The sequence below is a fragment of the Shewanella donghaensis genome (assembly GCF_007567505.1).
Classification (GTDB): domain Bacteria; phylum Pseudomonadota; class Gammaproteobacteria; order Enterobacterales; family Shewanellaceae; genus Shewanella; species Shewanella donghaensis.
The window spans coordinates 4,092,811-4,110,978 of record NZ_CP041783.1 but is presented as its reverse complement, the minus strand read 5'-3'; the positions used below and the strand labels follow the sequence as shown (position 1 = coordinate 4,110,978).

The following is an 18,168-nucleotide window of genomic DNA, read 5'->3' as shown; positions in this document are numbered from 1 at the left end:
ATAAAGCATCCTTACAGATCAAATTTTACTTCATCAAGTAGCTTCACTGCCGCTTGATGGTTTTCAGCTAATTTATATATAGGAAGACTATCGGCTTTAAAGTCACCCCAAGAAGCAACCATTTCAGAAGGCGCGACATTGGCTTTAACCGGATATTCCATATTAACTTCTGCGTAAGATTTTTGAGCTACATCAGATGATAAAAATTCCATCAATTTTATAGCATTATCTTTGTTTGGCGCAAACTTAGCTAGTGCCATACCAGAAACATTAATATGAGAACCGCGATTATCTTGATTTGGAAAGTTGATTTCTGATGCATCAGCCCAGCTTTTTTGCTTAGGATCTACCAGCATTTTACCAAAGTAATAACTATTACCTAATGCGATATCACATAAACCTTCTTTAACAGCGCGTACTTGAGCACGATCATTACCTTGAGGTTTGCGGGCTAAGTTAGCCTTCACACCTTCTAACCATGTTTTAGTTTCAGCTTCACCGTGATGCGCAATCATTGAAGCAACGAGTGCGATGTTATAAGGATGTTTAAAGCTACGAGTACAGATTTTACCTTTGTACTCTGCAGAGGCTAAATCTTCGTAGTTGATATCTAGCTTACCGAGACGGTCTTTTGAAGAATACACATTACGCACACGCATGGTTAATGCATACCAATCATTATTAGGTGAACGGTATTGCTCAGGAATATTACTGCTTAGCGTGTCGCTGTTTACATCAACAACCAGTTTTTTATCCACTAATTCCATTAAGCGTGAAAAATCAGATGTTAATACAACGTCAGCAGGAGATAGACGACCTTCACGGGCGATACGTTCGGCAATACCGTCTTTAGCAAAAACCACATTCACTTTAATGCCAGTGTCTTGGGTAAATTGTTCTAAAATGGGTTCAACTAGAAAAGCTTGACGGTAAGAATATATTGTTAAGTCATCAGCGGCGGTTGCTGTCATTGAACTGACTGACGATACTGCTGCTAATCCTAACACTGCTAGACTCTTTAACGATTTCATTCCAAATTCTCCTTGGCGTTGCATGACTTATTGCGCTAAAGGCTGTTGGAAACCCAAACTTAAGCAGTAAATTTGGGTTTATAAATTCATAACAGCTTTAGTAATTGCTTATGGAAATGATAATAATTATCAATTACAAGGGAGGATAATAGATCAGTGTGCAAGGAGCAAGTGTTGTTTAAGCAGATTAAGTATTTAAATAGAATCTATAATCCGAAAAGGTTGAGATTGCTGGAATTGCCGAAATTTCTGTGTGACGTTTGGCTATGTGAATATACGCAAAAGTTGTTTAAGGGGTCTAATTGGTTAAATCTCTTTTAACTAAATATCCCAGCTTAATCTCTTTCAGAGATTAATGGCTTAAGCTGAAAGGGATGAGTATTCAATAATTTTGATCTCAGTATTTAACGACGAACATCAAACGCTGTAATTGCTGCTGTTTCTGATTAGAGACTGACAAACTTGAGTTACCAATACTTTTCAACCGTCACTTGACCGGGAGCTCGACGTAAATTCTTTACTAAGCCTTTTTCAGTCAATATGGTTTGCGCATCTGAAATCATTCCAGGATTACCACAAATCATCACTTGCGAGTCATCTTGGGACAATGACAGGCCTGCGGCCTGTTCAATGACCCCACTACTTAAACCATCCGGAATACGACAAGATAATGCACCTTTGCTTGCTTCTCTGGTGACACAAGGAATATAGATAAACTGATCAGGATATTTTTGCTGTAAGGCTTGTATCTGCTTTAGATATGCTAGGTCTTCATCCTTTCTCACGCCATAAACCAACACCACTTTTTCAAAACGTTGCCAAGGCTCTTCAGTTTCCATAATAGACATGAATGGCCCTACCGCTGTGCCAGTAGCAAGGAACCAAAGATGTGGCCCTTGTAAAGCGCCTGTAGGGATTTCATCTAATGTCATAAAGCCCGAAGCTTTTGTGGTGACTTCAATGGTATCGCCTACTTTTAGCGCCTGTAAATCAGGAGATAGTTGGCCATCCTCTACTGCGACAGCGAGCACTTCGACGTAATCTTTGCCTGGCGCATTAACTAATGAGTAAGCTCTCGCAATGCGCTTTTCATCTCTAATTTGGCTCAATTTAATAAACTGGCCGGCAATAAATGGTTCAACATCGGCGCGAATACGAAGCGAAAATAGTTTGTCATTCCAATCTATACGTTCAATAACGGTACCTGTTGTCCACATAGGGTTATTTCCTTGAATTTATATCAATCATTCTTCTGCTGCTGGTAGCGTCTTTAGCCTAAATGCCTCAAGACCTTCCTGTATTAAACTATAGGTATTATCTACCTCTTCGGCAATCTCACCTTCGAGCACTTTCAAACCAGATAATATGTCAGTGGCCTCTTTAAAGCCTTGATCAATGGCGCCTGAAATTTTTTCCATGAAAGTATCTAGTTGTTGCTCAAAGTCCATATCACTATTTTGCTGCTGATGAACTGAAAAGAAATTGGTCGCAAAGCTCACAATTCTTTCTGCTGTTGCTTCTGGAGAGTTATCAATATCAGTCTCTACCATTTTTTGAATGGCGTTCTCACCCATTGTGGGGGCAAGTTCAACATTAATGGCATCAATAGCGGCGCGATATAGCAGGGTCATTGACTGATCACCCGCTTCAATACTGACTTTTTCATTTGCCGCGAGAATACTGCTATTTTTCAAATCACGACTAATTTGGCTAACGGATTTTCCAGCACTATCAGCTAAAGAGCCTGCAGCTAAAGCATTATCCGCTTTTTTAGACTGTGCGTTATCACTCGCTGTCGTATTCGCTTGAGTATTATTTCTTGTCTTAGCGTTAATTTGAGTAGGGTTGTAAATATCCATCAGTTGCTCCACATACATTTACGGATAACATACTATCGGCAAGCTTCGCTAATACATTAACCATTGATTCATGTTAGTCATAGAATAAAAATTACTCATAAGCCATACTGAGGATAGTCAAAAAACAGCAATATTGGTTAATTTCAATGATTAAATATCGTTTTAAACCACTAGCTACTAACGATAATATGTCTTTGATAAACGTCTAAATCAACATTTTTAAGGAACAAAAATGCAGCAAAATTGGTTTATTGTGGGCTTAGAGATTTTCACTGGCTTATTTCTTGCGAGTATCGCACTGTTTTTTATTGCCATCGTTTATATGTATATCAGTGATAAATTACAAACTAAACAGGCCATTCGCCATAACTACCCCGTCATAGGCCGATTTCGCTACTTATTTGAGAAACAAGGTGAGTTTTTTAGACAGTACTTCTTTGCACAAGATAGAGAAGAACTTCCTTTTAATCGCGCTGAAAGAAGCTGGATTTATCGCGCAGCAAAAAACGTTGATCGCACTATCGCCTTTGGTTCAACGCAAACCCACGATAAGGCCGGCACCATCATGTTTATGAACGCCGCATTTCCTAAAATCGATTCCGATGAGCATGTAGATGAACTTATCACTATTGGCGAAGGCTGCATTCACCCATATTCGACGGCAAAAACTTGCCATATTTCAGCCATGAGTTTTGGAGCATTATCTCGACCGGCTGTTACGGCACTATCCCATGGTGCTGCTGAAGCTGGTTGCTGGCTTAATACTGGCGAAGGTGGCTTGAGTGAGCATCACTTAAAAGGTCATTGTGATTTAGTCTTTCAAATTGGCACAGCTAAATATGGCGTACGGGATGAAGATGGTAGGTTAGATGATAACAAGCTTAGAGAAATCGCGGCCCATGATAGTGTCAAAATGTTTGAGATTAAGCTAAGCCAAGGGGCTAAACCCGGCAAGGGCGGAATATTGCCTGGTGTAAAAGTCACTGAAGAAATTGCTGCGATAAGAGGCATACCAGTAGGCGAAGATTCTATCAGCCCAAATGGGCATGCTGAGTTCACTAACATTGCCGATATCCTGGATATGATTTCCCATGTGAGGATCATTACTGGGAAACCTACAGGTATAAAAGCGGTATTAGGTGACGAACAGTGGTTAAAAGATTTATGTGATGAGATACAACTGCGTGGGATTGAACATGCACCGGATTTTTTTACGCTTGATAGCGCTGAAGGCGGTACAGGCGCTGCGCCGCAAATATTAATGGATCATGTGGGCTTACCGATTAAAGAAAGTCTTCCTATCGTCATTAACCTGTTTAGACAAAAAGGCCTTAAACAACGTATTAAAGTTATTGCGAGCGGCAAAATGGTGGTGCCCTCGCAAATAGCATGGGCTCTGGCAACGGGTGCTGACTTTATCGCCTCAGCACGGGGAAATATGTTTGCTTTAGGGTGCATTCAAGCATTGCAATGCAACAAAGATACTTGCCCAACCGGCATTACTACTCACAATAAACATTTACAACAAGGTTTAGACCCACGCAATAAATCGACCCGAGTAGCAAGCTATAACAAGTCGTTACACTATGATTTAAAGATCATCGCCCACTCTTGTGGTGTCAGTGAGCCTAGGCTGTTAAGTCGTCATCACGCCAGAATAGTTACAGAAAGTGGTATTTCCGTTTCATTAGACAAATTTTACCGACAATATTAGCAAACGTTAATAGCTGATTGCATTGACGAACTTATTTATTAGGCTGGCTAATTTGCGTTTTAATAGACAGGTTTAATGAATGGTATAAATGGACTGGTCTGCAGCATATAGGGGGTTAATTAAGCAAAAATAGATTTTTAAGATTTTCTATTAGACTTATTGCTAATAAATTAACCAAATCTAATTTTGAATATGTTCACAATTCAGTGTAAAATATTGATCTTGATCATGTTTTAGGTAAAGGACTTTCATTTGAAAGCATCACAGTCATTAATGACATCAAATCATGCTGGTAAGACAATGTCGGTTACCTGTAATAATTGTGACCGTTTGTCTGAAATTGAAGGAGAGAAAGTGTGCTTTGACCAAGGTGAGATCAACCGTCTTACTTACGATACACGCTCTGATTCAATTATCCGCATGGTATGTAACAGCTGGGCAAAAAACTAAAATACTCCCTCTCAATTAAAGCTATTACTATCATTTCAGCATAGTGATCCTCGAAGGGAATATCATTTTCCAAAAAAAGAAAGTTATTGTTAAGCTTAGCGATTAACAATAACTCACTTTATATAAGTATATCTGCGGTACTATCATCAGCTTTCAATAAACTATCTTCGCTTTCACTATCATTAATTTTAGCTAACGTAAGCCCACGTGTAGTAACAATTAACCCTGCGCATAATTCATCATAAACTGTTTGTAGTTCATCCTGATTCATTTCTCGCGTTTCAAGCGTTGCCATAATTGCAAACCAATCAGTGGTAACTTTGTGCTGTGTACCTTCTAGGGCTGCGATTAAAGAAATGTTTTGCACCAACGACCTCCATACTTTGATTTAATTACCAGATAATGTCCTATTTACCTAAACGATCTCAATCCTTTCAAGGCAATTCTCGTTAATTATACACAAAAATGCCCCTATCAAAGAGATAAAACGTATTCAACGAATGGATCAAAGTTTTATTGCTTGCTCATTTTGAATTCGCCATAGTTTGGCGTACACCCCATTTTGCGCTAACAGTGCTTTGTGAGTCCCGTGTTCAGCCACTTTGCCATCACTTAACACCACAATTTTATCAGCATCGATAATGGTTGAAAGTCTGTGTGCCACCACTAAACTGGTGTGCCCTTTTGCTGCATCTTTAAGCGCTGTAAGGATCGCTTGCTCTGACTTACTGTCTAAAGATGAGGTTGCTTCATCAAACACTAAGATTGGCGCACCTTTTAATATGGCCCGAGCAATCGACACTCGCTGCTTCTCGCCACCAGAAAGCTTCAGCCCACGCTCACCAACTTTGGTCTCCCATCCTTGTGGCAATGCTTCGATAAATTGAGTCAAGTTAGCTAACTCAACAGCCTGTTTCACTTCAGTTTCCGTAGCTGTTGGACGTCCATACTGAATGTTTTGGAAAATGGAATCATTAAACAGCACCGTATCCTGTGGCACGATTGCAATAGATTGCCTTAATGCTTGCTGGGTAAGATCCTTGATATCAGTACCATCAATGCTGATAGAGCCTTTATCCACGTCATAGAATCGAAACAGCAGCTTTATAAGGGTTGATTTACCTGCACCACTTTCACCGACTACAGCCACTTTCTGGCCAGCTGGTACAGTGAAGTTTAAATCTTTGATTATCGTCCTGTCATCGTAATCAAAGCACACATGGTTAAATGAAAGCGCACCAACAGATGGACTAATATTAGAAGCCCTTTCGCTATTTTTAATGCTAGGAATTTTGTCCAATAAATCAAACATACGTTCAATATTGGCTAAAGCGCCCCGAATTTCACGATATACAAAGCCTAAAAAATTCAGAGGGATGAATAGCTGCATCATAAAAGCATTGATCAGTACGAAGTCACCTAAGGTCATATTACCTGCAGTCACCTCAAATGCGGCTAACCACATCATTGAAGTCATTGCCGTTGCAATAATTAATGCCTGTCCCGCATTCAAGGCAAATAAAGATAAACGATTTTTACGTTTAGCCACTTCCCATTGCTCTAATGCAGAATCATAGCGATTTGATTCGTATTGTTCATTATTAAAATACTTAACCGTTTCATAGTTTAATAAACTATCAATTGCCCGCGTATTTGAAAGAGAGTCAGCTTTAGCAGCGTCACGAACGTAGCCAGTTCTCCACTCTGTCGCCACCACTGAATAACCAATATAGGCGACCACCGCAACAAGGGTAATTAAGGCAAAACCAATACCATAATTGAAAAAGAAAATACCGATAACTAGCGCAATTTCTAATAATGTTGGGACAATATTAAACACCATAAAGCGCATGAGAAAACTGACGCCACTGGTGCCACGTTCAATATCACGGGATAAACCACCGGTTCGGCGATCTAGATGAAAATCAAGATCCAGCTTATGTAAGTGTTCAAATACCGCGAGACCCAAACGTCGAATTGCTCTTTCAGTTACCCGGCCAAATAAGGTATCTCTGATTTCACCGATGACGACATTGAGAAAACGCACTGCACCGTATGCGAGAACTAAAGCAAGCGGTACGGCGACAATAACCTCAGTGCTTTTCCCGTCTAAACTATCGACAATATCTTTCAAAATAAACGGTAAGCCAACACTGGCAATTTTAGCAATCACTAAGCACAGCATAGCTAACGTGATACGACCTTTGAACTCAAATAAATAAGGTCGTAAAAGGCCAATAACTTTCCAATTTAAACTGCCTACAGGCCCATCAAAATATGCCGACGGTCTCATTAATTTTCACCATTATTATTTTCGTTAGTTCGATATTAAAAATATATACAGCCGAATGTTCGCTATTCGACAAATTAACATTTTTGTTAGCATTTTAGTGTTTTTTAATAGATCAAGCAGTAAACATAGATCGTTTTCACTGAGTGAAACTTGTAAAAAGATCCTTTGCGGTGACCAACAGATAGCACTTTAATGCTATTGAAACGTATTTTTACTACCTAAAAGTCTATACTTTGTAAAAAAATCATCAAAAACATTAAAAATAAGCTTGTTTACAGTTCTGCAACTAAAAAGAATTTGATACTCTTTAAGCGATACTTTTTGGCGATTTATACTAGCCAACCACCTTTATTCCATTTCAAAGGAAGCAGTATGTTAGATGCAGCAAAAATCCAGCACCCACCATTACCATTAATTCAAACTTGGGTATGGATGATGATTGAATCAGGAAACCCTGAACTTCAGGATAAAGGAAGAAATAATCTTATCTCAGCTTTTGGTAGCCTTGCAAAAGCTAATGAATATTTATCAAACACCAATAAATAAGGCGCTCATAGCGCCTTATTTATGTCACAGATGAAATGAAGAAGCTTTAGCCGCGACGATTCAATACACTTTGGTTCAATGTTGCTAAAAGTTTCTCTGTATCATTCCAGCCAATGCAAGCATCGGTAATGCTTTGACCGTAACAGAGCTCTTTACCAACCACTAAGTCTTGGCGTCCTTCTTCAATATTGCTCTCAACCATCACACCAAAAATATTGCTATTGCCGTTACTTATTTGCCCAGCAACATCTTCAGCAACCAGCATCTGCTTATTAAAGTCTTTACTGCTGTTAGCATGGCTAAAATCTATCATGATATTAGTAGGTAGTTTTGCTTTGGTTAACTGCTCTTCAATTACGTTCACATGGCTTTGGCTATAGTTAGGCTCTTTGCCGCCACGTAAAATAATATGACAGTCTGGATTACCTTTTGTCGATACGATGGCTGAGTGACCAAATTTAGTAACAGATAAGAAATGATGTGGTGCATTAGCAGCCCCAATAGCATCTATCGCCACTTTAATAGTGCCATCAGTACCATTTTTAAAACCAACTGGACTTGATAAACCAGATGCAAGTTCACGATGAACTTGTGATTCCGTTGTCCGTGCTCCAATTGCTCCCCAACACATCATATCCGCGACATATTGCGGCGTTATCATGTCAAGAAACTCACCCGCTGCTGGCACACCAGATTCGTTCAAATCAACTAATAACTTACGTGCAGTTCTTAAACCATCATTAAGTTTAAAACTGTTGTCCATGTAAGGATCATTGATCAACCCTTTCCAACCAACCGTAGTACGAGGCTTTTCGAAGTAAACACGCATCACAATTTCTAGTTGATCTTTAAATTGCTCGCGTAAGGCAATTAAACGCTTACCATAATCTAAAGCCGCGACAGGATCGTGTATTGAACAGGGGCCAATAACAACAAGTAAGCGATCATCTTGTTTGTTTAAAATTCTATGAATGCTGTCTCGCGCATTAAACACTGTTGCTGATGCTGCTTCTGACGCCGGAAATCGCTCTAAAATAGCAATAGGTGGCAATAGTTCTTTTATTTCATCAATTCTAACGTCATCATTTTGGTAATACATAGTTTATACAACTCCAGCAAACAGTTATTTGTGCCAACTCTAATCGTTGAGCAGTAAAGCATTACGAACAGCCTTATAATTCAAACATTACCATACAATAAAACGTCCAAGCCATGGTTTTATCAAAATTAGTTGTTTAAATCACTGTTATTAAATAGCTTTAAATTTACATATTAAAAATATCTAACAAATTCATTCATTTCGATAAAACCGTCTATTTTAGCTTATTCAAAATAAATAACGTAAACCGCATTTTTGCCCCTATAAAACTGTATTGAGCAGCAATAAAAAGCCACTTCTCCTCTTTCAAAGGTTAGAAATGGCTTTTTCATGATAATTAGACTGAGATGTCATCCCTGAATAACTAGTGCCTCATCATGGCTTGTAGTTTTCCCTTATAACGATGTTGATTATTTACATCTAGACTTAAATCAATGGCTTTTTCCATACTCTTTTTCGCTCGTCTTTCATCACCCGTTGCCCAATAAGCCCGTGATAAGCCGAAGTAAAATTCATGCCTATAATCTGCTCTTTCAACCGCCCGTTTATACCATACAAGGGCCTCTTGATATTGTTTCTCAAAATAGGCTTGTTGAGCCATATCAAAGTAATAGAAAGGATTATTGATTCTCGCTAGCTCAAGTACTTTATGAACCTCTTTCCATTCCTCTAACCTGTTCTGTTCTCCTAAAATAATCGCGAGGTTATACAAGGTAGTCACATTTTCAGATTCTAATTTAAGGACATGTCGATATGCTGTTTCTGCTTGTGCGTCTAAGCCTTTATGGCGGTATATAACCGCAAGCGTATTAATACTATTGACGTAATATGGATCCAGATCAATGGCACGCTTTATTAACGCATAGGCCAAGTCATAGTCATTTCTCACCAAGGCTTCAGCGGCGACGTTGTTAAAATACATCCCAGCTAAAGTCTCTCTGCTAATTTTTTTGGTTCGGTATGCCCGCACAGAGCGTTCAGGTAAGAAATCGACTAATATTTCAGAAGTTTGTATGTTAATGGTATTGGGTTCATCACGATGCAGTAATTTCATATTCACGTGCCCATTGACCAAGTAAAAACCGCCTCGTCTATCCCAAATAGGCTCTACATCAATATCTTGAAATTTTACAGGTACATTAAATGCTTCAGCAATTGCGGTTGAAAGAATGACTAATGACATGCAATTACCCGCTCTCTCTAAAGCAGTCACACTGGCCATTCGAGTGTAGTGATCGCGATATTCAAAACCGCCATCTTGGGCATTAATATATTCAGCCAGCCATAGATTAATGGCTTTTTTCTGTCCATTCGTACCTGCTGAACGCGCATAATCTCGCTGAATTTCTGTAACCATCTCTTCAGGAAGCTCGAAAACCTCTGCTGTGGTAGGAATCATTACAGGTCTAAAATAACTGTCGTTATAAAGTACTGTCGCCTTTGCTACACCACTTTTAGATGTAGAGGTGCTTGAACAACCAGAAAAGATAAAAGAAAAAATCAAACAAAAACAAAGGCTAATAGTCCTGAAATTAACAATGCTAGAATAAAGTGATATTTCTGGGGATGCTTCATTATTTTGTAACATTATTCTGCTCCTCATTTATGCCATTGATTAAGCATAGATGCATGTACAGAAAATGCGATTTTTGAAGGGTTACAAAAGATGTAGAAAGGGGATCAAAAATATCTACACGATAATGTTATTTTGATTGCTCAGGAGAATCTATTTGAATAAACACTTCTTGATCTTGATAAGAATATGGCCGGTAAGCTCTGCCTGAACAATTGAAATAACGATAAGGCACTGCTATAGGCAAGCAGCCAATAGGCAGTGCTTGTAATATTTGGATCTGTTGCTGCATTCTCAACATCTCTTGCCATTGGTGATCTTGTTGAACTTGGTCCCGCACGGCAAAAGCATCAAAAGGTTCTGAAGACTTTCTTACAACAACTTTGCCAGCATCAGCAATAAAACTCACGGTTACCAGGCTACAAATCACTAATGTCTGAAAGTACTTATTCATCTGTGAGTCCTCAAAGTCGTCATCTTAAAATAATAAAAAAGCAGAACCTAATGGTTCTGCTTTTAGTATTAACACGCTTAAACTTTAAAGCAATTAATTATCCAGCTGATTTGATAGATACAAACTCTGGGTAGGCATCAACACCACAATCTGATGCGTCCATGCCGTTGTATTCTTCTTCTTCACTAACACGGATTCCCACTGTTGCTTTGAGGATATACCAGACAACAAATGAGGCTGCAAACACCCAACCAAATATCACAGCAGCACCATATATTTGCGCACCAAAGGTCGCATCAGCATTTGATAATGGTACTAACATTAGACCAAGGAAACCTGCAACACCATGTACCGAAATAGCACCTACTGGGTCATCAATTTTAATACGGTCAAAGGCAACAATTGAAAAGATAACCACACCACCGGCAACGATACCGATTACACCAGCCATTAAGAATGAAGGTGATAACGGATCTGCGGTAATAGCCACTAGACCTGCTAACGCGCCATTAAGTATCATGGTTAAATCTGCTTTACCCCAAACAATCTTACATACCATTAAGGCAGAAACAGCACCAAATGCAGCAGCAGAGTTAGTATTTACAAAAATCTTAGCCACTGCAGAAGCATTTTCAGCATCAGACACTAACAGTTGTGAACCACCGTTAAAGCCAAACCAACCCATCCATAAAATGAACATACCTAATGTTGCCATTGGCAAGTTTGAACCAGGGATCGGGTGAACCTCGCCATTTGGACCATATTTACCTTTACGCGCACCAAGCAATAACACACCTGAGATTGCCGCTGCGGCGCCAGCCATATGAACAATACCACTACCAGCAAAATCAACGAAACCAGCTTGTGAAAGGAAACCACCACCCCAAGTCCAGTAACCTTCAATTGGGTAAATAACTGCAGTCAGTACTACAGAGAACAGTAAGAAAGACCAAAGTCTCATACGTTCAGCAACAGCACCTGAAACAATTGACATCGCAGTAGCAACGAACACCACTTGGAAGAAGAAATCAGACTCTAAAGCATGATCAGCATCACCCGCTTGCGAACCAATTAATGACCCAAATGACGGTAACCAACCACCCTCGATGTTATCCACATACATGATGTTGTAACCAACTAGCAGATACATCACACAGGCTATTGAATACAAGCACACATTTTTAGTTAAAATTTCTGTGGTGTTTTTTGAACGAACTAAACCGGCTTCAAGCATTGCAAAACCGGCAGCCATCCACATGACTAATGCACCAGATATAAGAAAATAAAATGTATCTAGTGCGAAACGCAATTCAGTTACTGTTGCACCTAACGCTGCTAACTCTTCCATTACATTCCCCTTTAAAGTGCTTCGTTATCAAGTTCACCCGTACGGATACGGATTGCTTGTTCAAGATCGGTAACGAATATTTTTCCATCACCAATTTTTCCGGTATGCGCTGCTGAAGTAATTGCTTCAATCAACATATCCAAGTTTTCTGATTTAGTCGCAATTTCTAATTTTACTTTAGGAAGAAAATCGACTTGATACTCTGCACCACGATAAAGCTCAGTGTGACCTTTTTGACGACCGAAACCTTTTACCTCGGTAACCGTCATCCCTTCAATACCCATGCCAGCAATAGCTTCACGGACATCATCTAATTTAAATGGCTTGATGATTGCGCTGACGAGTTTCATCTCGACCTCCAAAAATGTAATTGTTGTAATTTTGTTGTTAATTACAATTCAATCATCAGGCCAATAATTCAAGTTATTGTAAAATAACAAAAATAATAAAATTCTTGTTGAAAGCACTCACAAAAACGCACCAGACCAGTGCAGTCATATTTAGGTGCGCACAATTTTAGAGCGGCATTCTTTATCAAATGACATGGCTAACTTTATTAACTAGTTGCGTAATTTTAGGAATTTATAGGGTCAGTTGTATGGGCTTGTGGACTGATAAATGGAAGTTGGTAGAGAGATTTATAGGTACTTTCTGAGTGATTAATTTAAGCTTATAGAAATATTCATAGGTACTTGTGGAGTGAGTGTTGAGCCAGCAGACAGAGTTTCTTAATTTAATAGCCAACCATGTAGACCTGAGCATTATTTACGATTAATGAAAATAAAAAAGGCCCTCATAGGAGAGCCTTTCTATAAATGAATTACCATTTGATAATTATAAGTTACCAGCTGTTTCTGTTGTTTCGGCAGAGTTAGCCACTTCTTCAGTGCCCTCTTCCGCTAAAAGATCAGCAAGTAAACTATCAACTTGGGTTTTGTTAACGACTTCATCTTCTGCTGGGAGCGCTTCAGTCAGTGTTTCAGCAACAACATCTTCTACAGATGCCACAACTTCATCAACTTGCTCTGCAACATCAGTTTCAGCAGAATCAATATCTGTCATCACTTCTGATTGCTCTTGCACTAATGAATTATCAAGCTCTTCTGTTGAAGTAAACAGCTCTTCTTCAGCATCATCAATTGAAGCGGTCGCTAATGTTTCAGTTACGACTGCAACATCTTGCTCAACAGATACCTTTGCTGCAGGGGCTTTTACTACAACTGCGGTCTCAGCTTTAGGCTGAACAATCTGCATTAATTCATCTTTTTTATACACACCACCAGCAATAGCAGCAACGGCTATTGCAGCGACAAATAACTTACCGCCAGAACCAGATTTTTTTTCTTCAGCCTTTTTGGCAGCAGCGGCTGCAGCTAATTGAGCTTGAGGATTAGGTTGAGGCTTTATTTCAAGTTTAGACTTCGGCTTAACTTCTGCTTCAACATTCTGCTTAGGTTCAGGACTAACTTTAGCTTCACTACGCAGTGTATCTTGAGCAACTGGGCTAACATCAGCTTTGACTTGTGGTTTTATTTCGGTCTTAGCTTGCGGTTTGATATTAACTATTGGTGCAGGAGTTGATGAAAATTCTTCTTTCAACTCTACTTGCTCTTGAATAGTTTCGGCTACAGGCTCTATAGGCTCTGGTTGTAGATTATTAAAATAACCAGTGCTTGCAGCTTGAGCTATCGGCGCCTCTGCAACAGGCGCATCAGACTTTGGGAAGGCATAGGCTTCGCTAGACTGTTCTTCAAATAATGCTTTATCTTCAACTGACGCTTCAGGTAATACCCCTTCTTCAGGACCTTTAGTACGCGCACCTAAAAATTGACCACCATCATAAATTTCCATTTTATGGCTAGATACATCACCTTCAACTACACCAGAGCTGACAATAACTAAGCTATTACAATGTAAAATGCCTTTAAAGACACCTGACACTCTTAGTTCTTGACAAAAAAGCTCACCGTCAATCTCACCACCAACTTCAATTTTAATTTGGTCTGTTGAACGAATAACACCTTTGACTTTACCAGCAACCAAAACAGGTCCTAATACAGTCATATCCCCATCTAGAGAAGTATCAGGGCCAATAAAAGTTACCCCATTTCCTTTGTTATTCATACCAATCAGTTTCCTTTATTATATATTTTGACGTTATAGTAAACCAACTAAGTTAAAACAACAAATAACATTGCATTTACATAACTTTTACCTAATAACCCTCAATTTTAACTTTGTTAGCTGAAACTTATAGTTTAAAATACATTTATAAAACAGCATCAGCTTAACTAAAAATAGCTATTGAACGGATTATCAATAGTCGTTGTAAATAACAAGGATGAGTTAGCATGATTTTTTCTGATATATTTTTTAAACAACTTCCCGATCCTCTGTCACAACAGCTTTTTCAAATTAGTGCATTGCTAAATATTAAAACCGTATGTAACGACCCATTAAATTTTAAATGGTTAGAGACTGATGAAAAGCAAAAAATACTCATTCATTATTTAGAAGATCCACATCAGCATGCCGCATTAATTTCTTCAGATATTATTGCCAGCGGCAAACATTTAGTTTTTTGCCCACACGTTGATACTGAAGCTGAAGCCTTGCTCATATCAAATGGCTTTCATGGTGCTTTAAAGGTCAACGCATCGGTCGTTGATATTATTGAAGCACTAAAGAGTATTGATAGTAATAAACTCTATTTTAGTCATGATGCAATGTCTCGTTATATTCAAACGAGAAAGCGTCAGCCTAATACACAACGACAAGCGGAATTACTTTCTGTCACCACAAAAAAAGAACAGCAAGTGTTAACCCTAATATGCCAGGGCATGTCTAATGACCAAATTGCTGACAATTTGAGTATTTCGGTCAATACGGTGAAAATGCATATCCAAAATATCTTCAAGAAAACAAAAATATCCAGCCGAGGTCAACTATCCTATGCCTTTGCGCAAGTTTAAAAAACAAACAAAGGTTAACGCATTAGCATTAGCCTTAGCCTTAGCCTTTATGACATTAAGTGAATAACAACGATAGCTGATATACTTTTGGCACTTATAATTAACCTTGTGAATATCGTTTGATGAATCTGAGCCTAATTGATATTTATCGCGCCAAATTAGTGCAAAAATCAAACGAAACTAACTTGTTTGTTGATGACCCTGCTCAAAGTACCGCTTTGAAAACCTTGAATCAGTTATTTGTCGATATTGAGACTAATCAGCCTTTACTAAAAGGTGTTTACTTATGGGGTGATGTGGGACGCGGTAAAACATTTTTAATGGATTTGTTTTATCAAAATATCAGCTCTACGAAGAAATTAAGACTGCACTTCCACCGTTTCATGGCCAACATTCACCAGCAACTTAATACTAGTTTAGGGATTCAAGATCCTCTGGTGCACATAGCCAAACAGCTTGCTAAACAATATCAATTGATTTGCTTTGATGAATTTTTTGTATCAGATATTGGTGACGCTATTATTCTAGCAAGGTTGTTTGAAAACTTATTTAACCAAAATGTTATTTTAGTTGCCACCTCAAATATTGAAATATCGCGACTTTACGAAGGCGGATTACAACGAGAACGTTTTTTACCCTTTATTGATATTCTAAATCATCACTGCAACCAAGTTCACTTATCAGGTGAAGTCGATCATCGAATTGAACATAATCATATTGATAAAGACTCACAACTTTCGCTCAAAATGTGCTTTTCTCAAATAGATTTCTCTGAGCTTGTGACAAAAAATAATAACCAAACTAACGAAATAATATCGACTGATGGCACAGTGACTATTTGCAATAGACAAATCACTTATACCGCCGTTCATGGCAATACCATTTGGTTTGATTTTACAGCTATTTGTGAAGGCCCGAGATCCCAACTTGATTATATTCAACTAGCAAGTCAGTTTACTCATATCATTATTGATAATGTGCCTCAATTAGGTGGACAAATAAAAACTTGGATTAAAGCGAGAGGGACTGAAGACGGTGCATTAGCAATCCCAACTGGTGACCGTCAGCTAAGTTATGCAGCCAGTGACGATCCCGCGCGAAGATTTATAAGCTTGGTTGATGAACTATACGATCAACATGTGACACTCACTGTTTGCTCTGCTTTTGACGTCGATGAATTATATCAAGGTTCTGCATTAGCTTTTGAGTTTAGACGAACCATTAGCAGGCTCATTGAAATGAAACAATGGCAATCAACTCATCCTAAATAGAAATAGACGCTGACATTTAATAAAGAAGCTGAGACTTGATTCAGGCGCTAATCACAACTTAATAGCAGAAACTGTTATGCCGCAAATTTGATAACATCTTTGAATCTAGCCATGAAGTTCTCAAATGAAGCATTATCTGGGTAATCAAATTGGTATTTGTTATGAAAGAATATGGTTAGAGAAGTACGCCCATCGCTGAGAGTTATCGTGTATCCATCAAAACCTGTTTCGGCATTAAGACCACATAATTGGTAACTCGAGGTGCTACCCACTTCAGCAGGTATTTTTTCGCCCATATCAGTAATCTTATTAAACACTTTCAGCGCTTCATAAATGTCTATTGAATTTTTCATATCCACCTCATAAAAGTATAACAACAACACGCGATGAGTCAGCGTTATCACGACGCTTTCAAAACCATCAATACGGTAAAAAGTCATTAATGGTTCAATGTGGACAGTCTAGAATAATCAAAGAAGAGAACAGTGAGGAGACTCGAATATTTACCAATCAAGTCGTAATAATATGTATCAATTTGAATCAGTTATCGATTGTGATGAGCCAGTTTAACTTCATACATGGCTTTGTCTGCAGCATCTAAGTATTGGCAAATATTCAACGCTTGTTTTGATTTTCTACACGCTATACCTACGCTGTAGGCTAAATCAAATGATTCAGTACTGGTATTGTTATAATTTATTAGTGCACGTTTAAAACGCTCTAAGGCAAATCTAATGTGCCCTTCGGAAGATTGACCAAACAAGACTAAAAACTCGTCACCACCAAATCGCGCAATGACATCAGAATCTCGAAATTCTTGGGTCAATAATGAAGCGAAGGAGACTAATGCTCTATCACCGGCATCATGACCGTATGTGTCATTGATACCTTTAAAGTAATCTAAATCAAAAAACACCAAATTACTGTCAATACCATTTCTATCCCAAGTTGAAAGTGCTTGTTTAGCTAACTGTTCAAAACCTCTGCGATTTGAAATACCCGTTAATTCATCAAGCGTTGTTTGCTGTATTGAAGTTAATTCCGACACAACCATCAGCGCCAAGTCTTCCAAAGCGATTTTATCTTCTTCAGAAAAATCACGCGGGTTCTCATCAATAAGACACAATGTGCCCACTCGCATACCATCGGGCATGGTCAGAGGATGTCCTGCATAAAATCGAATAAAAGGCGCTTCTGTTACTAAAGGATTATCACTAAACCTTTCATCTAATAAGGTGTCATTAACGACGAAAACTTGAGGGTTATGAATGGCGTGACCACAAAATGATATATCTCTTGGAGTTTCACTCGCCACTAATCCTTCACAAGACTTGAACCATTGACGGTTCTCATCTACCAAACTCACCAAACAAATAGAGACTGAAAATAATCGCTTAGCCAAACGCGTTATGCGATCAAAGCGCTCTTCTGCTGCAGTATCTAAAACATTTAGACCTCGCAAGGTTTCCAAGCGAGTCTTGTCGTTATTATGAATAGGTGCGTTCAACATATGATTAGCTTTGTTCCCCAAATAAACGTTTAAGTCTGACTAGATAAA

The 18,168-nt window shown here is 38.7% G+C and carries 18 protein-coding genes; 5 read left to right on the top strand and 13 right to left on the bottom strand.

The window, feature by feature from the left end:
• Positions 1 to 11: 11 nt before the first annotated feature.
• The 3 genes from FPK91_RS17530 to FPK91_RS17520 all read right to left on the bottom strand — a co-directional run bounded on the left by FPK91_RS17530 (position 12) and on the right by FPK91_RS17520 (position 2,890).
• A complete protein-coding gene (locus FPK91_RS17530; RefSeq protein ID WP_144212858.1) occupies positions 12 to 1,031 on the bottom strand; it encodes a Fe(3+) ABC transporter substrate-binding protein in 1,020 nt (339 codons plus the stop codon).
• A 467-nt stretch (positions 1,032 to 1,498) separates the two neighbouring features.
• Positions 1,499 to 2,248 carry a ferredoxin--NADP reductase gene (locus FPK91_RS17525; RefSeq protein ID WP_144212856.1) on the bottom strand — a complete coding sequence of 250 codons (750 nt, stop codon included), beginning with the start codon at positions 2,246 to 2,248 and terminating at the stop codon, positions 1,499 to 1,501.
• 27 nt (positions 2,249 to 2,275) lie between these two features.
• A complete protein-coding gene (locus tag FPK91_RS17520) occupies positions 2,276 to 2,890 on the bottom strand; it encodes a DUF5610 domain-containing protein (protein ID WP_144212854.1) in 615 nt (204 codons plus the stop codon).
• A 232-nt stretch (positions 2,891 to 3,122) separates the two neighbouring features.
• Between FPK91_RS17520 and FPK91_RS17515 the strand changes: the two genes are divergently transcribed.
• Positions 3,123 to 4,604 carry an FMN-binding glutamate synthase family protein gene (locus FPK91_RS17515; protein WP_144212852.1) on the top strand — a complete coding sequence of 494 codons (1,482 nt, stop codon included), beginning with the start codon at positions 3,123 to 3,125 and terminating at the stop codon, positions 4,602 to 4,604.
• A 252-nt stretch (positions 4,605 to 4,856) separates the two neighbouring features.
• Positions 4,857 to 5,054: a hypothetical protein gene (locus tag FPK91_RS17510; protein WP_144212850.1), complete on the top strand. Its 198-nt coding sequence runs from the start codon at positions 4,857 to 4,859 to the stop codon at positions 5,052 to 5,054.
• 118 nt (positions 5,055 to 5,172) lie between these two features.
• Here the strand turns inward: FPK91_RS17510 and FPK91_RS17505 are convergent, their stop codons facing one another.
• Both FPK91_RS17505 and FPK91_RS17500 read right to left on the bottom strand, forming a co-directional pair.
• Positions 5,173 to 5,421 (bottom strand): hypothetical protein, encoded by a 249-nt coding sequence (locus tag FPK91_RS17505; protein WP_144212848.1) that lies wholly within the window; start codon positions 5,419 to 5,421, stop codon positions 5,173 to 5,175.
• Positions 5,422 to 5,559: 138 nt separating this feature from the next.
• Positions 5,560 to 7,347: an ABCB family ABC transporter ATP-binding protein/permease gene (locus tag FPK91_RS17500; protein ID WP_144212846.1), complete on the bottom strand. Its 1,788-nt coding sequence runs from the start codon at positions 7,345 to 7,347 to the stop codon at positions 5,560 to 5,562.
• Positions 7,348 to 7,719: 372 nt separating this feature from the next.
• Between FPK91_RS17500 and FPK91_RS17495 the strand changes: the two genes are divergently transcribed.
• Positions 7,720 to 7,893, top strand: a complete 174-nt coding sequence (locus FPK91_RS17495; RefSeq protein ID WP_144212844.1) for a hypothetical protein — start codon at positions 7,720 to 7,722, stop codon at positions 7,891 to 7,893.
• Positions 7,894 to 7,939: 46 nt separating this feature from the next.
• Here FPK91_RS17495 and aroG read toward each other — a convergent pair whose 3' ends face one another.
• The 6 genes from aroG to FPK91_RS17465 all read right to left on the bottom strand — a co-directional run bounded on the left by aroG (position 7,940) and on the right by FPK91_RS17465 (position 14,491).
• Entirely contained in the window at positions 7,940 to 8,992 is a 1,053-nt protein-coding gene (gene aroG / locus FPK91_RS17490; protein ID WP_144212842.1) for a 3-deoxy-7-phosphoheptulonate synthase AroG, read from the bottom strand.
• A 364-nt stretch (positions 8,993 to 9,356) separates the two neighbouring features.
• The gene (locus FPK91_RS17485; protein ID WP_144212840.1) at positions 9,357 to 10,580 is read right to left on the bottom strand and encodes a tetratricopeptide repeat protein; all 1,224 of its coding nucleotides are present in this window, start codon (positions 10,578 to 10,580) and stop codon (positions 9,357 to 9,359) included.
• Positions 10,581 to 10,695: 115 nt separating this feature from the next.
• On the bottom strand, positions 10,696 to 11,019 hold the full coding sequence (locus FPK91_RS17480) for a hypothetical protein (RefSeq protein WP_144212838.1): 324 nt from the start codon (positions 11,017 to 11,019) through the stop codon (positions 10,696 to 10,698).
• 97 nt (positions 11,020 to 11,116) lie between these two features.
• A complete protein-coding gene (locus tag FPK91_RS17475; protein ID WP_144212836.1) occupies positions 11,117 to 12,367 on the bottom strand; it encodes an ammonium transporter in 1,251 nt (416 codons plus the stop codon).
• An 11-nt stretch (positions 12,368 to 12,378) separates the two neighbouring features.
• Complete coding sequence (locus FPK91_RS17470) at positions 12,379 to 12,717, bottom strand: P-II family nitrogen regulator (RefSeq protein WP_144212834.1); 339 nt, start codon at positions 12,715 to 12,717, stop codon at positions 12,379 to 12,381.
• A gap of 484 nt (positions 12,718 to 13,201) precedes the next feature.
• Positions 13,202 to 14,491, bottom strand: coding sequence for a bactofilin family protein (locus FPK91_RS17465; protein WP_144212832.1), 1,290 nt, complete (start codon positions 14,489 to 14,491; stop codon positions 13,202 to 13,204).
• A 227-nt stretch (positions 14,492 to 14,718) separates the two neighbouring features.
• Between FPK91_RS17465 and FPK91_RS17460 the strand changes: the two genes are divergently transcribed.
• Both FPK91_RS17460 and zapE read left to right on the top strand, forming a co-directional pair.
• Positions 14,719 to 15,339: a helix-turn-helix transcriptional regulator gene (locus FPK91_RS17460; protein WP_144212830.1), complete on the top strand. Its 621-nt coding sequence runs from the start codon at positions 14,719 to 14,721 to the stop codon at positions 15,337 to 15,339.
• A gap of 122 nt (positions 15,340 to 15,461) precedes the next feature.
• Positions 15,462 to 16,610, top strand: a complete 1,149-nt coding sequence (gene zapE / locus FPK91_RS17455; RefSeq protein ID WP_144212828.1) for a cell division protein ZapE — start codon at positions 15,462 to 15,464, stop codon at positions 16,608 to 16,610.
• 74 nt (positions 16,611 to 16,684) lie between these two features.
• Here zapE and FPK91_RS17450 read toward each other — a convergent pair whose 3' ends face one another.
• The gene (locus tag FPK91_RS17450) at positions 16,685 to 16,963 is read right to left on the bottom strand and encodes a DUF3081 family protein (RefSeq protein WP_158638097.1); all 279 of its coding nucleotides are present in this window, start codon (positions 16,961 to 16,963) and stop codon (positions 16,685 to 16,687) included.
• Between the two features lie 191 nt (positions 16,964 to 17,154).
• Positions 17,155 to 18,120: a sensor domain-containing diguanylate cyclase gene (locus FPK91_RS17445; protein WP_144212824.1), complete on the bottom strand. Its 966-nt coding sequence runs from the start codon at positions 18,118 to 18,120 to the stop codon at positions 17,155 to 17,157.
• Positions 18,121 to 18,168 lie beyond the last annotated feature (48 nt).